This is a genomic window from Alcaligenes sp. CHO6 (genome assembly GCF_037120595.1).
GTDB lineage: Bacteria > Pseudomonadota > Gammaproteobacteria > Burkholderiales > Burkholderiaceae_B > Alcaligenes > Alcaligenes ammonioxydans.
The window spans coordinates 1,451,880-1,468,542 of the sequence record NZ_JBANCI010000001.1 but is presented as its reverse complement, the minus strand read 5'-3'; the positions used below and the strand labels follow the sequence as shown (position 1 = coordinate 1,468,542).

The following is a 16,663-nucleotide window of genomic DNA, read 5'->3' as shown; positions in this document are numbered from 1 at the left end:
GTTTTCAATGACTTATTGGATTTCCATAAAGTTTCGCATCAAGTGTTGAACGGAAGCTATTGTCTTGGCGTCTATTTGACAAACACATGACAGTTGTGGATACGAATCGGTGGAAAAGTGGTTTGGGGCGAAACAAAAATAAAGAATATGATGCATTATCAAGAATCTAGAGCGCCTGTCGTGTGGACAGTGGCACAGTTGAACCGCCGCGTCAGTCAACTGCTCGATGAGCATATGCCAGTGGTGTGGGTTAGTGGCGAAGTGTCCAACTTTACTCAGGCTGCTTCCGGACACTGGTACTTCTCCATCAAGGACGACAAGGCCGCCGTGCGTGCGGTGATGTTTCGGGGGCGGGCCCAGGCTGTGGGTTTTGTGCCGCGGGCGGGTGAACGGTTCGAGTTTCGTTGCTCAGTCACCTTGTATGAGGCACGTGGGGACTTTCAGGTTCAGGTCGAGGGGATGCGGCGCGCCGGCTTGGGTGACTTGCATGAGGCGTTCTTGCGTCTGAAAAGCCAATTGCAAAGTGAGGGGCTGTTTGAGCCGGAGCGCAAGCGCCCGATCGCCAGCTTGCCGCGCAGCATCGGCATCATCACCTCACTGGCGGCTGCCGCGCTGCGGGATGTATTAACCGCGCTGGAGCGACGCGCTCCGCATGTACGCATTATTATTTACCCGGCGCCCGTACAGGGTGCTGACGCGCCCGGCCGGTTGCGGCAGGCGCTGGAAACGGCCATTGAGCGCTCCGAGGTTGATACGCTGCTATTGGTGCGAGGTGGTGGCAGCCTGGAGGATCTTTGGGCGTTTAACGATGAGGGGCTGGCGCGTTTGATTGCTGCCAGTCCCATCCCTGTGATTAGCGGGGTGGGGCACGAGACAGACTTTACGATTGCTGATTTTGTGGCGGACTTGCGCGCGCCCACCCCGACGGCCGCGGCTGAGCTGGCCTGTCTGGGTCGCGATCAACTGCTCGAGCAGGTGTTCGCCCGCCTGGGGGCCTTAAGTCATGGCGTGCAGCGTCACCTGGATCGTGCCTCTTTGCGCCTGGATCGCGCCGTTGCCAAGCTGGTCTCTCCGCATCAGCGGCTGGTTCAACAGCAACAGCGGCTGGATCACTTGACACAAAGGCTGCAGCGAGTGGCCCGAGGAGCTCCCGAGGCGGCGGCGTTGCGTCTGGCTACGCTTAAGGCGCGGCTGGTGCGCAGCATTCCTCAGGTAGCTGCACGAGAGCAAAGTCTGAACTTGCTTTTCCAGCGGCTGGAAAAAAGCCTGGCTCATGCCCTGATTCTGCGTCGCCAGCGTCTGGCGGCGGCCCAGCAAACGCTTCAGGCCTTGTCGCCTCGCCTTATCATCAATCGTGGATATGCCATAGTCAGGGATAGCGAGGGGAAAGTTGTAAAAAATGCGTTAGACTTAAAGATTGGTGAACGACTCGATGTCGAGTTGAGTCGCGGTCATGTGACGGTGGATGTGGTGCGCACGCACGATCTGCTTTAGGCTGCGTCGTCCTTGTTGGATACCAAACACGGTTTTTTTTTAGAAGGAATTGAAATGGCATTCACTCTTCCAGCTCTTCCATACGAACTCAACGCCCTTGAGCCACACATCTCCAAAGAAACCTTGGAGTATCACTACGGTAAGCATCATCAGGCTTACGTCACCAACCTGAACAATCTGGTTGCTGGCACCGAATTCGAAAATGCTTCCCTGGAAGATGTGGTCAAGAAATCCTCCGGTGGCGTGTTCAACAACGCTGCTCAGGTCTGGAACCACACTTTCTACTGGAACAGCCTGGCTCCCAATGGCGGCGGCGCTCCTACCGGTAAGCTGGCTGACGCCATCAATGCAAAATGGGGCAGCTTCGATGCCTTCAAAGAAGCCTTTACCAAGTCTGCTGTTGGCAACTTCGGTTCGGGCTGGACCTGGTTGGTCAAAAAGGCCGACGGTTCCCTGGATATCGTCAACACCAGCAACGCTGGCACGACCCTGACCTCCGATGATGTTGCCTTGATCACCTGTGACGTCTGGGAACACGCTTACTACATCGACTACCGCAACGCCCGTCCCAAGTACCTGGAAATTTTCTGGAACCTGGTGAACTGGGATTTTGCGGCCAAGAACCTGGGCTAAACGCTTTAGGGAAGGGCAGTGCTCATCAGAGGACTGCCCACTAATAAAAAACCGCCAAGCGCATGCTGGCGGTTTTTTTTGGCCTTGAGACTGCTCAGGAAAGCGCGGCTTGAGCCTGGCAGGGGTCTGCTGGTTTTTACATCTGTGATTGCTGATAATTTTCCAGGCCGACTTTCTCTATCAAGCCCAATTGTTTTTCCAGCCAATAGGCGTGGTCTTCTTCTGTGTCACGCAGTTGAGCCAGAATGATGTCGCGCGTCACGAAGTCGCTGGCGGATTCGGCCAGTTCAATCCCTTTGCGCAATGCGGCACGCACTTCGTATTCCAGATCCAGGTCTTTGCGCAGCATGCTCACTACGTCATGCCCGGGCTCAAACGCGGTAGGTCGCATGTCAGGAATGCCGTCGAGCATCAGAATCCGGCGGATCAGGGCGTCGGCATGCTGGGTTTCTTCTTCCATTTCATGGTTCATTCGCTCGTAGAGCCGGGTAAAGCCCAGATGTTCATAAAACCGGGAATGGATAAAGTATTGGTCGCGTGCTGCCAGTTCGCCGCGTAGCAATTGATTCAAATAATTGATGACTTCGGGGTTGCCTAGCATGATGATGAGCCTGTAGGGGGTGTCGACGTGGCAAGTATGCCATGCGCAACGAAATTGCGGGACGTGTGCCGGGGCCGCGGAGCAAGGTGACCAGACAGCCTGTCACGGGGTCTTGTGGCGGGTCGGTCTGGCAAGGGGGGCGTAGTTGGCTGGTCGGGGCATCGGAAGTCACTCTGTTAAAATGACCACGGTGTGGACAGCCGCAGGGACGGGGAAAATACCCGTGATGCTCAGGCGCTACTATCAAAACAGTAGATTTGGAGCGTTCTGTAGAGGGCGCTCACCTCATTTTATTCCAGTTATCAGGGTGATTTTCATGACTCAGGACGCCTTTATTTGTGACGCAATTCGTACGCCTTTCGGACGTTATGGTGGTTCGCTGTCCGCTGTGAGGGCGGATGACCTGGGCGCAGTGCCCATCGCAGCCCTGATGAAGCGCAATCCGCAAGTCGATTGGAGCAAGCTCGATGACGTGATGTACGGTTGCGCCAATCAAGCCGGTGAAGACAATCGTAACGTTGCGCGCATGTCTGCGCTGTTGGCTGGTTTGCCCGTGGACGTGCCCGGTGTGACCCTGAACCGTCTGTGTGGCTCGGGCCTGGACGCGATTGGTTCGGCCGCTCGCGCGATTCGCGCCGGCGATGCCTCCTTCATCCTGGCCGGTGGTGTGGAAAGCATGAGCCGTGCTCCCTTCGTCGTGGGCAAGGCGGAAACAGCTTTTTCCCGCAGCGCAGGAATGTACGACACCACGATCGGCTGGCGTTTCATCAACAAGGCCATGAAAGAGCAGTACGGGGTGGATTCCATGCCCGAAACGGCTGAGAATGTGGCGCAGCAGTTCAACGTGTCGCGTGAAGACCAGGACCTGTTTGCGTTCAACAGTCAGTTGCGTGCGGCCGCTGCTCAGGAGGCCGGCATTCTGGCTGAGGAAATTACGCCTGTAATTATTCCGCAGCGCAAAGGCGATGCCATTGTGGTGGACAAGGATGAGCATCCCCGTGCTACGACGCTGGAGTCTCTGGCTCGTTTGAAACCTGTCGTGCGTGCCGATGGGACCGTCACCGCTGGCAATGCGTCTGGGGTGAACGATGGGGCCTGCGCACTGTTGGTTGCCAACAAGGCAAGCGTGCAGGCGCATGGTCTGACACCTCGGGCGCGTGTGGTGGCCATGGCGTTTGCCGGCGTGGAGCCCCGCATCATGGGTATTGGCCCCGCTCCTGCCAGCCAGAAAGTCCTGGCCCTGGCCGGACTGACCTTGGATCAAATGGATGTGATTGAATTGAACGAGGCCTTTGCCGCGCAGGGTCTGGCGGTCACGCGCATGCTGGGCCTGGCCGACAATGATCCTCGCGTGAACCCGAATGGGGGCGCAATTGCGTTGGGCCACCCGCTGGGTGCCAGTGGCGCGCGTTTGGCGATTGCAGCTATCAATCAACTGCATCGTACTGGTGGCCGCTACGCCCTGTGCACCATGTGTATTGGCGTCGGTCAGGGCGTGGCTTTGATTCTTGAGCGCGTCTAAGCTAGGGTTTTAGAGCAGGCAGGCCGGTGATCTTCTCACCGGCCTTTTTATTGGCCTGCTTAAACCAGCCCTGCTCCATCTCCAGGGCGTAGCGTACGGGTTGCACCGGGCAGTGGGATTGAAGATCAAAGGGTTGCATGGCCTCGATATTGCTAATGGTGCCGTCATCCGTAATGAAGGCAATATCCAGCGGCAAAGGCGTATTCTTCATCCAGAAGCAAGGCATTCCGGTTTGTTCGAATACAAATAACATGCCGTGATCGGGGGGCAGGCTTTCTCGATGCATCAAACCTTGTGCACGCGTCTCATCGCGATCAGCCACTTCGGCCTGGATCTGTTTGGAACCCAGTTTCAGTGTCAGGGTGGGAAGAGTCTCATTTGCCAGGGCCGGGGCGCTGATGCAAAACGCGGCCAGAAGACAGGCAAAAAAAACAGGGCGCGCAGGCCCCGTAGTCGTCGTGCGATACTGCATGTGTGTTGCGAACCTGCTTTTGTTAGAATCGAGAGCGCAAGAAATCTTAAGGCGAAGTAATATTAAGTGCCTGCTTGCCTTTGGGGCCTTGGGCAACTTCATACAGAACTTTCTGGCCTTCTTTCAACGTCTTGAACCCGTTCATCTGAATGGATGAAAAATGAGCGAAGAGATCTTCGCCGCCGTTATCGGGTGTAATAAACCCAAAGCCTTTGGCGTCATTGAACCACTTAACGGTCCCGGATAGTTTTTGATTGTCTCCAGTGCCTGCGGTGGTGGTAGTTTCCGACATGCTTGCTGCCTCTCAACTTAGTGTATGGTTGATACTTTTTGCGGCCCCTCCCTGGGCCTGTGATCGCGGTACTCCATTTTTTTATGAAGTTGACACGATCAGTCGGATGATGCTGAATTTTGTTCCCCCCAGTCAACCTATGGAAAGCACCTAGTTCTGTATTATGGCCATTGAGATCGATAAGCAAGGCGCCACAACGGTAGAGCGCCAATCCGCGCGGCTTGCCCCACCACCCATGTATCAGGTCATCTTGCTCAATGATGACTACACGCCCATGGAGTTTGTGGTGAATGTACTGGAGCGGGTGTTTGCCAAAACCCCGGAGCAGGCCGAACAGCTTATGCTTAAAGTACATTACGAAGGTCGGGCTGTCTGTGGGGTGTATCCGCGCGACATCGCGGCCACCAAGGTGGAAATTGTGCGACAACTGGCGCAGTCGCGACAGCACCCTTTGCAGTGCGTGATGGAACCGGTGCCTGATGCTTGACCATTTAATGGTTTACCGTATTGTTCAGATCAGGCAAATTAGTCATAGAATAGCCTTAACCCCTAGTTTTACTCTTGCCGTGTAGGAGGAAGCATGATCTCCGAAGAACTTGAAGTCAGTCTACACATGGCCTTTGTCGAGGCTCGTGCCGCGCGCCATGAATTCATCACGGTAGAGCATCTGCTGTTGTCCCTGCTCGATAACGCCTCCACACTGGAAGTGTTGAAAGCATGTGCTGCCGATATTGATGCACTGCGCCAGAACCTGCGTAAATTCATCAACGAAAATACGCCCACTTTTCCTGGCGAGGGCGAGGTCGACACCCAGCCCACGTTGGGCTTTCAGCGTGTGATTCAGCGTGCCATCATGCACGTATCGTCCAGTAACTCCGGTAAAAATGTGGTGTCCGGAGCGAATGTGCTGGTGGCGATGTATGGGGAAAAAGATTCGCACGCGGTGTATTACCTGCAGCAGCAAGGTGTCACGCGTCTGGATGTCGTCAATTTCCTCTCTCACGGCATTACCAAGGCCAATCCGGAGCCTGCCGCTCCCGAGCCACCCAAACCGGCCGCCGCTTCGGAAACCGATACTCGTTCGGATGCCCAGAAGTCGCCGCTGGATCTGTACGCCACCGACCTGAACACCGAAGCCAGCCTGGGTCGTATTGACCCTCTGATTGGCCGCGAGAAGGAAGTGGAGCGTGTCATCCAGGTGCTGTGCCGTCGCCGCAAGAATAATCCCTTGCTGGTGGGCGAGGCCGGCGTGGGCAAGACCGCAATTGCCGAAGGCCTGGCCTTGCGTATTCAGCGTGGCGATGTGCCGGACATTCTTAGCCAGGCACGTGTGTATGCGCTGGATATGGGTGCCTTGCTGGCTGGCACCAAGTACCGTGGCGACTTTGAGCAACGTCTGAAAGCCGTGCTCAAGCAGCTCAAGGAAACGGCCCAGTCTATTTTGTTTATCGACGAGATCCATACCTTGATCGGCGCTGGCTCGGCGTCGGGTGGTACGCTGGATGCGTCCAATCTGCTCAAGCCTGCCTTGTCTTCTGGTCAGCTCAAGTGTCTGGGGGCGACGACCTATTCGGAGTACCGCGGTATTTTCGAAAAAGACCACGCCCTGTCGCGTCGTTTTCAGAAAATCGATGTGGCCGAGCCGACGGTTGAGCAGACCATCCAGATTTTGCGTGGACTGAAAGCCAACTTCGAAGAGCATCACGGCGTGCGCTATTCGGCGGCCGCCCTGACTGCGGCTGCAGAGTTGTCTGCACGCTACATCAATGACCGCTTTTTGCCGGATAAGGCCATTGATGTGATCGACGAAGCCGGAGCCGCGCAGCGTTTGTTGCCGCGCTCCAAGCAGAAGAAAGTTATTGGCAAGGCCGATATCCAGGCAACGGTCTCGCGCATTGCCCGCATTCCGCCTCAGACCGTATCCAGCGACGATCGCAATAAGCTGGCAACCTTGGCACGCGATCTGAAATCGGTGGTGTTCGGTCAGGACATGGCGATTGATGCCCTGGCTGCCGCCATCAAGATGGCCCGTTCTGGCCTGGGGTTGCCCGACAAGCCTATCGGTTCCTTCCTGTTTTCCGGCCCGACCGGTGTGGGTAAGACTGAAGTGGCTCGTCAATTGGCCTTTGTGCTGGGCGTGGAGTTACTGCGCTTTGACATGTCCGAGTACATGGAGCGTCACACCGTATCGCGTCTGATTGGTGCGCCTCCCGGCTATGTGGGGTTTGATCAGGGTGGTTTGCTGACTGAAGCGGTCACCAAGCAGCCCCACTGTGTGCTCTTGCTGGACGAAATCGAGAAAGCGCACCCGGATGTCTATAACATCCTGCTGCAGGTGATGGATCACGGTACGCTAACGGATAACAATGGCCGCAAGGCAGATTTCCGCAACGTTATCTTGATCATGACCACCAATGCGGGGGCCGAGGCCCTGAACAAGACCAGTATCGGGTTTACGCAGGCTCAGCGCTCGGGCGATGAAATGCAGGATATCAAGCGTCATTTCTCACCAGAGTTCCGCAACCGTCTGGATGCCATTATTGGCTTTAAGCCATTGTCGCGCGATATCATCCTGCGCGTGGTGGACAAGTTCCTGATGCAACTGGAAAACCAGCTTCACGAGAAGCGGGTGGAAGTGACCTTCTCGGATGCCTTGCGCGATCATCTGGCTGCCAAGGGCTTTGATCCTGCCATGGGTGCTCGCCCCATGCATCGGCTTATTCAGGACACCATCCGTCGCGCCCTGGCTGACGAGCTCTTGTTTGGCCGTCTGGTCGATGGGGGACAGGTCGAGGTCGATCTGGACGAGAACGGTGAAGTGGTACTGGAATATCCTTCTTCAGGACCTGATGAGCCCGGCAGCAAGGCTTCTTCGCGTCCCGAGCCGGAATTAGTCGACTAAGCCGTGAGGGCATCGCGCCCCTTGATCGTCTGTACGCATTGTGACACCGTACACGAGCGAGTCCCCGTTCAAGGAGCGGGGCTCGCTCGTTGTGTACGTTGCGATACCGAACTGTACCGCCACAGCCGCTTTTCACCACGTGAATGGCAAGCGCTGGTTTTGGCAGTTTTCATTCTTTTTCTGATTGCCAACCTGTTTCCTGTCGTCCATCTGAGCATGGCGGGAAAAACGGTGGCTCCCACCTTTCCCAAGGCCTTGTTGCTGATCTGGCAGCAAGGGTATTGGGGCTTGTCCGTGATGGCCGGGCTGGTGGGGTTCTGGCTGCCCTTGTTCCAGTTGATCTTTCAATTTTGGGCCTTGGGTCTGATCGCCCGTGAAAAACCGTTGCCCGCGGATTTCGGAGTGGGGCTCAGAGCCTTGAGTCATCTTGAGCACTGGTCCATGACAGCCGTGTTGTTCCTGGGGCTGATCGTGGCTATCGTGAAGTTTGCCGGAATAGGGCATTTGACGGTGGCGCCGGGCTTGTATGCATTTTTTGCCCTGACCTTTTTGCTGACCGGCCTGAGCCGTATTACGGCAGGCCGACTTTGGCGTTGGGCCGAGGATCGTGATCTGGTTCCGATTGCAACCCGCCAGGACTTGAAAGCGTATCCGGCCTGGAGCGCCTGCACCCATTGCGGGTTTGTCCAGTCCAGCCGGAGCTCACGTTGTGGCCGTTGTGCAGCGCCCGTTCACAAACGCAAACCCAATAGCCGTGCGCGGGTGGCGGCGCTGGTGCTGACGGCCTGTGTCTTTTACATTCCGGCCAACGTCCTGCCCGTCATGGAACTGCGCAGCATTATGGGCACGAGTGCCCACACTATTTTGGGTGGGGTGATCCAGCTTTGGCAATTGGGCTCCTGGGACTTGGCCCTGATTGTTTTTATTGCCAGTATTGTCGTTCCCATTACCAAGCTCTTGGCCCTGGTGATTCTGCTGATAGGACGGCGCTGGCGAGGCAATGAGGTGCAGCGGCAACGCAACCGCATTTACGATATGGTCGAGCTGATCGGGCAGTGGTCCATGCTGGACGTATTCGTCGTGGTGCTCATGGCAGCCTTGGCGAACTTTCCGGGCTTATCGCAGATCATTCCCGGCGCGGGGGCCTTGAGTTTTGGCATTGTTGTTGTCTTGACCATGCTGGCCGCGTTAAGTTATGACCCTCGCCAGGGCTGGGATCTGGACCCTCGAGAAGAGTTACTCATAGAACCGCGACCAAAGCCGTCTCCGCCTGGTACCCAGGCGACTTCCTGAAGGAAACAAGGTGCAAGAATCAAAAACACATCAGCCTGACGGCCAGACCGAGCCTGCACAACCTAAACTGATTCCCTCCAAGCAATCCCGATTCTCCTGGATCTGGATCTTGCCCATTGCTGCGGCGCTGGTCGGTGCCTCATTGGTGCTGCGTAACTGGATGCTGACCGGACCTCGCATCACGATCAGTTTTGACTCGGCCGAAGGGCTGGCCGTGGACCAGACCAAGCTGCGTTACCGCGAAGTGGATGTGGGGACAATCTCGGACATTCAGGTATCACCAGACCGAAAAGGGGTGCTGGTGACGGCGCAATTGGAGCGCGACGGCTCGGAGTTCATTACTCAGGAAGGAACACGCTTTTGGGTGGTGCGTCCTCGTTTGGGATTGAGTGGCGTGTCGGGGTTGGGCACCTTGCTGTCTGGGGTATACATCGGTGTGGATGCCCCTTTTGAGGTCGACAAGAAGGCCGAGCAACTGGATTTTGTGGGTCTGGAAAGTCCGCCCGAGGTGACCAGTGGCCGGGCAGGAAAACGCTATGTGTTGACCGCGCCCGAACTGGGTTCGCTGGATTTGGGCTCACCGTTGTACTACAAGGGCATCCAGGTGGGGCAGGTCAGCAGCTATGAGCTGAATGAGGACGGCAATGGGGTGCGCATACAGGTATTCGTGGACGCTCCTAATGATAAGTTCGTGACGCAGGGATCACGCTTCTGGAATGTTAGCGGTGTCAATATGTCCTTGGATTCCACTGGCTTCAATGTGCGTACGCATTCGCTGGTTTCGGCGCTGGCCGGGGGCCTGGCGTTTGATCAGATGGAAGGCGAACCCTTGGAGGTGGCGAAGGCGGACACTCAATACGAGCTGTTTCCCACGCAGGAGCGCGCCATGGCCGAGCCTGATGGCCCGGCCGTCGAGCTGCGTTTCCATTTCCATCAGTCCGTGCGTGGCTTGGTGCCCGGCTCCAAGGTGGAGTTCCGGGGGCTGGAGCTGGGGCAGGTCTATGATGTGGATCTGGAGTTTGACTTTGAGCGCAAACGTTTCTTTGCCCTGGTGAAAGCGCGTATTTATCCGCAGCGCTTCGGTCATCTGTATGAACAGGTGGTGGAGAATCGTCCGGACGACAAGGACCCGGTCAGCGCCTTGTTCAAACCGATGGTTGAACGTGGTCTGCGTGCCCAATTGCGGCCGGCCAGCCTGATTACCGGCCAGCAATATATTGCTCTGGAGTTCTTTGACAAAGCGCCTGCCGCGGAATTGGATGACACCACCAAACCCCTGGTAGTACCCGTTATTGCTGGCGATTTTGATCGCCTGCAAGAGCAGGTCAGCGATATTGTCACCAAGATTGCGGCGGTTCCTTTTGACCAGATTGGCAAGAATCTGCAAAGCGGGTTGACCGAGCTGGGACAAGTGCTCAAGCAGTTGGACAAGACCACCGTACCGCAACTGAATGGAGCCCTTAAATCCATGGATGCGGCTGTCCAGAAGCTGGGTGCCATGCTCGATTCGGATTCCGCCTTCAATGCCTCTGTCGATCAAACGCTAAGTGAGCTCAAGCGCTCCTTGCGATCCTTGCGTGATTTAAGCGATACCTTGCAAAGTCAGCCCTCTGCCGTATTGCGAGGTCGTTCCCCTGACGTGTTGCCGGAGCCCGCGCCATGATGTCCCGTTTACTGATTCCTGTGGCGATTGCCAGTTTGCTCACCGCCTGTGCCTCGAGCACGCCAACTTATTACACCTTGCAGGCCCCAGAGGCAGTCCCGGCAGACAAGGCGGTTTCCGCACAGCCCTGGAAAGGGTTTCAGTTGCGACGCCTGGATGTACCGGCGCAGTTGGACCGTCGTTCTCTGGTGCTGACGCAAGCGGCAGGGGGGCAGGTCAAGCTGCTGAACGATAGCCAGTGGGCATCGCCTTTGCCCGATGAAATGTCCTTGGCGCTGGTGTCCGGTCTGCAAAATCGCCTGGGCGTGCCCCAGTTGGCCAGCGCAGCAACCAACACGCCCCGTTGGCAGATTGATGTCCTGGTTCAACGTTTTGATTCGGTGTATGGCGAGCGTGCCACCTTGGAACTGAGTTGGACCTTGACGCCCCTGGGTTTTGAGGCACCCATTCGGCAGTGCCGCTGGCTCGATTCCGAGCCTGCCACTGGCATTACTGAATTAGTGACGGCCCACCGTCAATTGCAGCAGCGTTGGGCGGATGCGTTGGCTGCTCAGATGCAAGGTAAACCTATCCCGGTTAACCTGGGCAAGTCTATGCTGTGCGCCGCATAAGATAAAAGGTTAACCCGTTCTGTTGCGGGTTAACCTGAATACAGATTTAGGTTAACCGTCAGTATTATTTCGGCATATCGCAGTCAATACAGCGTAACCGGGATAAGAAGCATGGCCAGCACAACCTTAGGGATTAAAGTCGATATAGAGCTGCGCGAGCGTTTGCGGCGTGCGGCGGATCAATTGCAATGCACTCCGCATTGGCTGCATAAACAAGCGCTGCTGTCGTATATCGAAGGGATAGAACGAGGTGTGCTGCCCAGTGAGCTGGCTCTGTTAAGTGGGGGCGATGCGGAACTGGCCGAAGATGGCGTCGTCATGCCGGCCATTCCTTTCTATGGTTTTGCCCAAGATGTGCAACCCCAAAGTGTCCTGCGTGCCGCGATTACCGCGGCGTACCGCCGTCCTGAAACCGACTGCCTGCCCTTGCTGCTTAGCGCAGCGCGTTCATCGCAAAGTGCCCGCGCCCAGGAACTGGCAGCGCGTCTGGTCAAGGCGTTGCGTGCCAAGCGTCGTGGCGGCGGGGTCGAAGGTCTGATCCAGGAGTTCTCTCTGTCCAGTCAGGAAGGGGTGGCGCTGATGTGTCTGGCCGAAGCCCTGCTGCGCATCCCCGATCGTGCCACCCGTGACGCTCTGATTCGCGACAAGATCAGCCATGGCGATTGGCGTGCGCACGTTGGCGAGTCACCCTCCTTGTTTGTGAACGCCGCCACCTGGGGCTTGATGTTGACCGGCCGGCTGGTCAGCGTCAATAGCGAAAAGAACTTGTCCTCTGCGTTGACTCGCATGATCGGTAAAGGTGGCGAACCCCTGATTCGCAAAGGCGTGGACGTTGCCATGCGCATGATGGGCGAGCAGTTTGTGACTGGGCAAACCATTGCGTCGGCCCTTGCCAATAGTCGAAAGTTTGAGGAACAGGGTTTCCGGTATTCCTACGACATGCTGGGCGAGGCCGCCACCACGGCGGAGGACGCCCAGCGCTACTACCAGGCCTATGAGCAGGCGATCCACGCGATTGGCCGGGCCAGTCAGGGACGTGGGATTTACGAAGGGCCTGGTATTTCCATCAAGTTGTCAGCCTTGCATCCGCGTTATAGCCGGGCCCAGCGCGATCGTGTCATGCGCGAGCTCTATCCGCGCCTATTGTCCCTGGCGCAACTGGCTCATCACTACGATGTGGGTCTGAACATAGACGCGGAAGAGGCAGATCGTCTTGAAGTCTCTCTGGATTTGCTGGACAAGCTGTGTTTTGATCCTTCGCTGGCCGGTTGGAATGGCATTGGCTTTGTGGTGCAGGCTTATCAGAAGCGCGCACCTTTTGTGATTGATTACCTGATTGATCTGGCCCGTCGCAGTGGCCATCGCCTGATGCTGCGTCTGGTCAAAGGCGCTTACTGGGATTCGGAGATCAAGCGTGCCCAGGTCGATGGACTGGAAGATTATCCCGTTTACACGCGCAAGGTTCACACGGATGTGTCCTATCTGGCCTGCGCCCGCAAGCTTTTACAGGCCCCCGACGCTGTATACCCGCAGTTTGCAACGCACAATGCGCAAACGCTGGCGGCAATCTATGTGATGGCAGGCCAGAATTATTACACGGGTCAGTATGAGTTCCAGTGCCTGCACGGCATGGGTGAGGACTTGTATGAGGAAGTGGTTGGCCCGATCAAAGAGGGTAAGTTGAACCGTCCATGTCGTATTTACGCCCCGGTCGGCTCCCACGAAACCTTATTGGCCTATCTGGTGCGTCGTCTGCTGGAAAATGGCGCCAATACCTCCTTTGTGAACCAGATCGGCAACGCGGATGTGGATCTGGATAAACTGATTGCCGATCCCGTGGCCCAGGCCTTGAGCCTGCAACCATTGGGGCGTCCCCACGACAAGATTCCCCTGCCGCGCCAGCTTTACTGGAGTGCCGAGCAGCGCTTGAATTCGGCCGGTTTGGACCTGAGCAATGAGCATCGCCTGGGTTCGCTGGCTGCCACCTTGATGCAAACAGCTGCCTTGCCGCGCCAGGCTCAGCCTGTATTGGGTCAGGGCAATCCGGTCTGGGACGAAACCAAAGCGATATGGGTGCGCAATCCGGCCAATCATCAGGACGTGGTGGGGCAGGTCATGTATGCCACTTCGCAGGATGTGGAGCAGGCTCTGGAGGCTGCCAGTCATTATGCGCCGATCTGGCAGGCAACGCCGGTGCAGGAGCGCGCCGCCGCTTTGCAGCAGGCGGCTCAATTGCTGGAAGACAATATGCAGGATTTGATGGGCTTGCTGGTGCGTGAAGCCGGGAAGTCCTACGCCAATGCGATTGCCGAGGTGCGCGAAGCGGTAGATTTTCTGCGCTACTACGCCGGACAGGTGCTGCGTGACTTCGATAACGATGAGTATCGTCCTGTAGGCGTGGTGCTGTGCATCAGCCCCTGGAATTTCCCTTTGGCTATTTTTCTGGGGCAGGTATCGGCGGCCTTGGCCGCCGGTAACGTGGTTCTGGCCAAACCGGCCGAACAAACTTGCCTGATTGCGGCGGCGGCTGTAGAGCTGCTTCATAAGGCGGGGATTGCTCCCGGTGCCTTGCAGCTCTTGCCCGGTGATGGCCCATCCGTAGGTGCCCCATTGGCCGCCAGCGACAAGGTTAACGCTGTCATGTTTACAGGGTCGACAGCGGTAGCCCTGGGCTTGAATCGTCAATTAGCCCAGCGCCTGACGGCCGACGGGCGGGCAGTACCGCTGATTGCCGAAACCGGTGGCCTGAACGCCATGGTGGTCGACAGCTCTGCTCTGGCCGAGCAGGTTGTGTTTGATGTGCTGAATTCGGCCTTTGACTCGGCAGGCCAGCGTTGTTCGGCTTTACGCTTGTTGTGTATTCAGGAAGATGTGGCCGACCGCGTGCTGAACATGCTCAACGGGGCCATGCAGGAACTGAGCGTGGGCAATCCGGATCTGCTCAGTACCGACGTAGGCCCCGTCATTGACGAGGAGGCCCGTGCCGGTATCGAAGAGCACATTACGGCGATGCGTGAAGCAGGCTTCCGTGTTACCCAAAGCGAGCAAAGCCGCAGCCTGACCGGTACCTTTGTATTGCCAACGATTATCGAGATTGAGCAGGTCAAGGATCTGGAGCGCGAAATCTTCGGTCCGGTACTGCATGTGATGCGCTTTAAGCGTAGTGAGCTGGATGGCCTGATCGACCAGATCAACGAGCGTGGTTACGGCCTGACTTTTGGTGTTCACACCCGGCTGGACGAAACCGTAGAGCGCGTAGTCTCACGCATTCGGGCGGGTAATGTGTATGTGAACCGCAATATGGTGGGGGCGGTGGTCGGCGTGCAGCCCTTTGGTGGCGAAGGCTTGTCCGGTACTGGCCCCAAAGCGGGTGGCCCTTTGTATCTGCGCCGTCTGCTCAGTCGCTGTCCCCAAAACCTGCCTTTGCAGAGCTGGCAGCAGCACGGTATGGTCTTGCCCGGTCCCACCGGCGAATCCAATCTGTACCAGCTCCACCCGCGTGGGCGTGTGCTGTGCATGCCTGTGAGTGCGCAGGGCTGGCAGGCGCAGCGTGAGGCTTGCACTCGCAGTGGTAATCAGCCCGTCTTGCTGGATCGTCTGGGTCTGGGAGCGTGGCAGGATGCGCCTGCCGAACAAATTGCCATGTCCGATTTGGGTGAGGCAGATTATGATGCTGTTTTATTTGAAGGCGACAGTGACGAACTTCGACTGGTACTGGGTTACGTGGCTGAGCGCCCCGGTCCGATTGTCGGGGTTCAGGGCTTGTTGACACAGGAATTGGAGGGGGGCGCAACCTACGTGGTCGAGCGTTTGCTGCGTGAAGTCTCAGTCAGTACCAATACAGCGGCAGCTGGGGGTAATGCCAGTTTGATGATGGTTGGTTGATCTGGCAGGCACCTGTTTTTATGCACACGTTTGGTCGCACATTTCACCTGGAGCGGCGGCCCTGCGTTCTTTCTCACGGCACGGGCCCACTTGTAGTGCGGCTATATTAAAAAACGAAGGAGAACAATATGCAGTCCATCATGAGCTTTAAATTGGCCTTGGTATCGACAGCGGTTTTTGGGGCATTGGCAGCAGGTCCGGCGTTGGCCGCTGACAAGGTCATCAAGCTGGGTTTTGCCGCCCCCTTGACGGGCCCTCAGGCGCACTACGGTGAAGACATGCGCAATGGCCTGGTGCTGGCGCTGGAAGAGGCCAATGCCCAGAACATTGAAATTGATGGCGCGACCGCCCGTTTCGAGTTGGTCGCCAAAGATGACCAGGCTGACCCGCGCACGGCAGTTCAGGTCGCCCAGCAGATTGTGGACGAGGGTGTGGATGGCGTGTTGGGACACTTCAACTCGGGCACCACCATTCCTGCCTCGCGTGTGTACAACGACGCGGGTATCCCCCAGATCGCCATGGCCACCTCGCCCGAGTACACCCAGCAGGGTTACGACAATACCTTCCGCATGATGACCAGCGACACTCAGCAGGGCGCTGCCGTGGGTCAGTTCATCGTCAAGGATCTGGCCGCCAAGAAAGTGGCCCTGATCGACGACCGTACCGCGTATGGCCAGGGTCTGACGGATCAGGTGGCCCGTGCCGTGGAAAAAGCAGGTGGTCAGATTGTGGCGCGTGAGTACACCACGGACAAAGCCAACGACTTTACCTCCATTCTGACCAACATCAAGTCCAAGCAGCCTGACGCCATCTTCTTTGGTGGTTTGGATGCGCAGTCCGGCCCCATGAAGCGTCAGATGCAAACGCTGGATATCAAAGCGCCACTGGTATCCGGTGAAATGACCCGCAGTGACACCTTCTTGCGTCTGGCAGGCGGGGCGGCCAACGGGACCTACGCCTCTCTGGCTGGTGTGCCTTTGTCCACCATGGCTGCTGGCGAGAAGTTTGCCAAGGACTATCAGGCGCGCTTCAAGGCAGAGCCGGGTGTCTACGCGCCTTACGCGTATGACGGTGCCTGGAACATGATTACGGCCATGAAAGAAGCCGGTTCGTCCAAGGCTGAAGACTATCTGCCCAAGCTGGCTGCTCTGAAACGGAATGGTGCGACCAGCAACAACATCGCCTACGACCAGAACGGTGATCTGAAAGAAATTGCCGTCACCATCTACGAGGTCAAAGATGGCCAGTGGACGATGGTGAAAACCATGGTCAGCCAGGCGAACTAAGCCTTTCTG

General features: G+C 57.0%; 13 protein-coding genes. 10 read left to right on the top strand and 3 right to left on the bottom strand.

What is annotated here, in order from left to right; all coding sequences use genetic code 11:
- Positions 1–147 precede the first annotated feature (147 nt).
- Together xseA and sodB are read left to right on the top strand one after the other, a co-directional pair.
- Positions 148–1,494, top strand: coding sequence for an exodeoxyribonuclease VII large subunit (xseA, locus tag V6936_RS06845; protein ID WP_039943276.1), 1,347 nt, complete (start codon positions 148–150; stop codon positions 1,492–1,494).
- 54 nt (positions 1,495–1,548) lie between these two features.
- Complete coding sequence (gene sodB / locus V6936_RS06840; protein ID WP_003801491.1) at positions 1,549–2,127, top strand: superoxide dismutase [Fe]; 579 nt, start codon at positions 1,549–1,551, stop codon at positions 2,125–2,127.
- A gap of 136 nt (positions 2,128–2,263) precedes the next feature.
- Here the strand turns inward: sodB and bfr are convergent, their stop codons facing one another.
- On the bottom strand, positions 2,264–2,728 hold the full coding sequence (bfr, locus tag V6936_RS06835) for a bacterioferritin (RefSeq protein WP_003801489.1): 465 nt from the start codon (positions 2,726–2,728) through the stop codon (positions 2,264–2,266).
- 316 nt (positions 2,729–3,044) lie between these two features.
- Here bfr and pcaF point away from each other — a divergent pair, with 316 nt between their 5' ends.
- A complete protein-coding gene (gene pcaF, locus V6936_RS06830; protein WP_131071552.1) occupies positions 3,045–4,250 on the top strand; it encodes a 3-oxoadipyl-CoA thiolase in 1,206 nt (401 codons plus the stop codon).
- 1 nt (position 4,251) lies between these two features.
- Here the strand turns inward: pcaF and V6936_RS06825 are convergent, their stop codons facing one another.
- Both V6936_RS06825 and V6936_RS06820 read right to left on the bottom strand, forming a co-directional pair.
- Positions 4,252–4,722 (bottom strand): DUF192 domain-containing protein, encoded by a 471-nt coding sequence (locus tag V6936_RS06825; RefSeq protein ID WP_003801484.1) that lies wholly within the window; start codon positions 4,720–4,722, stop codon positions 4,252–4,254.
- Positions 4,723–4,768: 46 nt separating this feature from the next.
- The gene (locus V6936_RS06820; protein ID WP_003801483.1) at positions 4,769–5,014 is read right to left on the bottom strand and encodes a cold-shock protein; all 246 of its coding nucleotides are present in this window, start codon (positions 5,012–5,014) and stop codon (positions 4,769–4,771) included.
- 163 nt (positions 5,015–5,177) lie between these two features.
- Here V6936_RS06820 and clpS point away from each other — a divergent pair, with 163 nt between their 5' ends.
- The 7 genes from clpS (at position 5,178) to V6936_RS06785 (ending at position 16,654) form a co-directional block, all read left to right on the top strand.
- Positions 5,178–5,501: an ATP-dependent Clp protease adapter ClpS gene (gene clpS, locus V6936_RS06815; protein ID WP_003801481.1), complete on the top strand. Its 324-nt coding sequence runs from the start codon at positions 5,178–5,180 to the stop codon at positions 5,499–5,501.
- A gap of 93 nt (positions 5,502–5,594) precedes the next feature.
- Positions 5,595–7,916, top strand: coding sequence for an ATP-dependent Clp protease ATP-binding subunit ClpA (clpA, locus tag V6936_RS06810; protein ID WP_003801478.1), 2,322 nt, complete (start codon positions 5,595–5,597; stop codon positions 7,914–7,916).
- A gap of 3 nt (positions 7,917–7,919) precedes the next feature.
- A complete protein-coding gene (locus tag V6936_RS06805; RefSeq protein WP_278184552.1) occupies positions 7,920–9,209 on the top strand; it encodes a paraquat-inducible protein A in 1,290 nt (429 codons plus the stop codon).
- Positions 9,210–9,219: 10 nt separating this feature from the next.
- Entirely contained in the window at positions 9,220–10,872 is a 1,653-nt protein-coding gene (locus V6936_RS06800; RefSeq protein WP_336579629.1) for a PqiB family protein, read from the top strand.
- Positions 10,869–11,483 carry a PqiC family protein gene (locus tag V6936_RS06795; protein ID WP_219235922.1) on the top strand — a complete coding sequence of 205 codons (615 nt, stop codon included), beginning with the start codon at positions 10,869–10,871 and terminating at the stop codon, positions 11,481–11,483. The genes V6936_RS06800 and V6936_RS06795 overlap by 4 nt, the downstream gene beginning before the upstream one ends.
- Before the next feature lie 111 nt (positions 11,484–11,594).
- A complete protein-coding gene (putA, locus tag V6936_RS06790) occupies positions 11,595–15,368 on the top strand; it encodes a trifunctional transcriptional regulator/proline dehydrogenase/L-glutamate gamma-semialdehyde dehydrogenase (protein WP_336579628.1) in 3,774 nt (1,257 codons plus the stop codon).
- A gap of 140 nt (positions 15,369–15,508) precedes the next feature.
- A complete protein-coding gene (locus V6936_RS06785; RefSeq protein ID WP_039943347.1) occupies positions 15,509–16,654 on the top strand; it encodes a branched-chain amino acid ABC transporter substrate-binding protein in 1,146 nt (381 codons plus the stop codon).
- Positions 16,655–16,663: the final 9 nt, after the last annotated feature.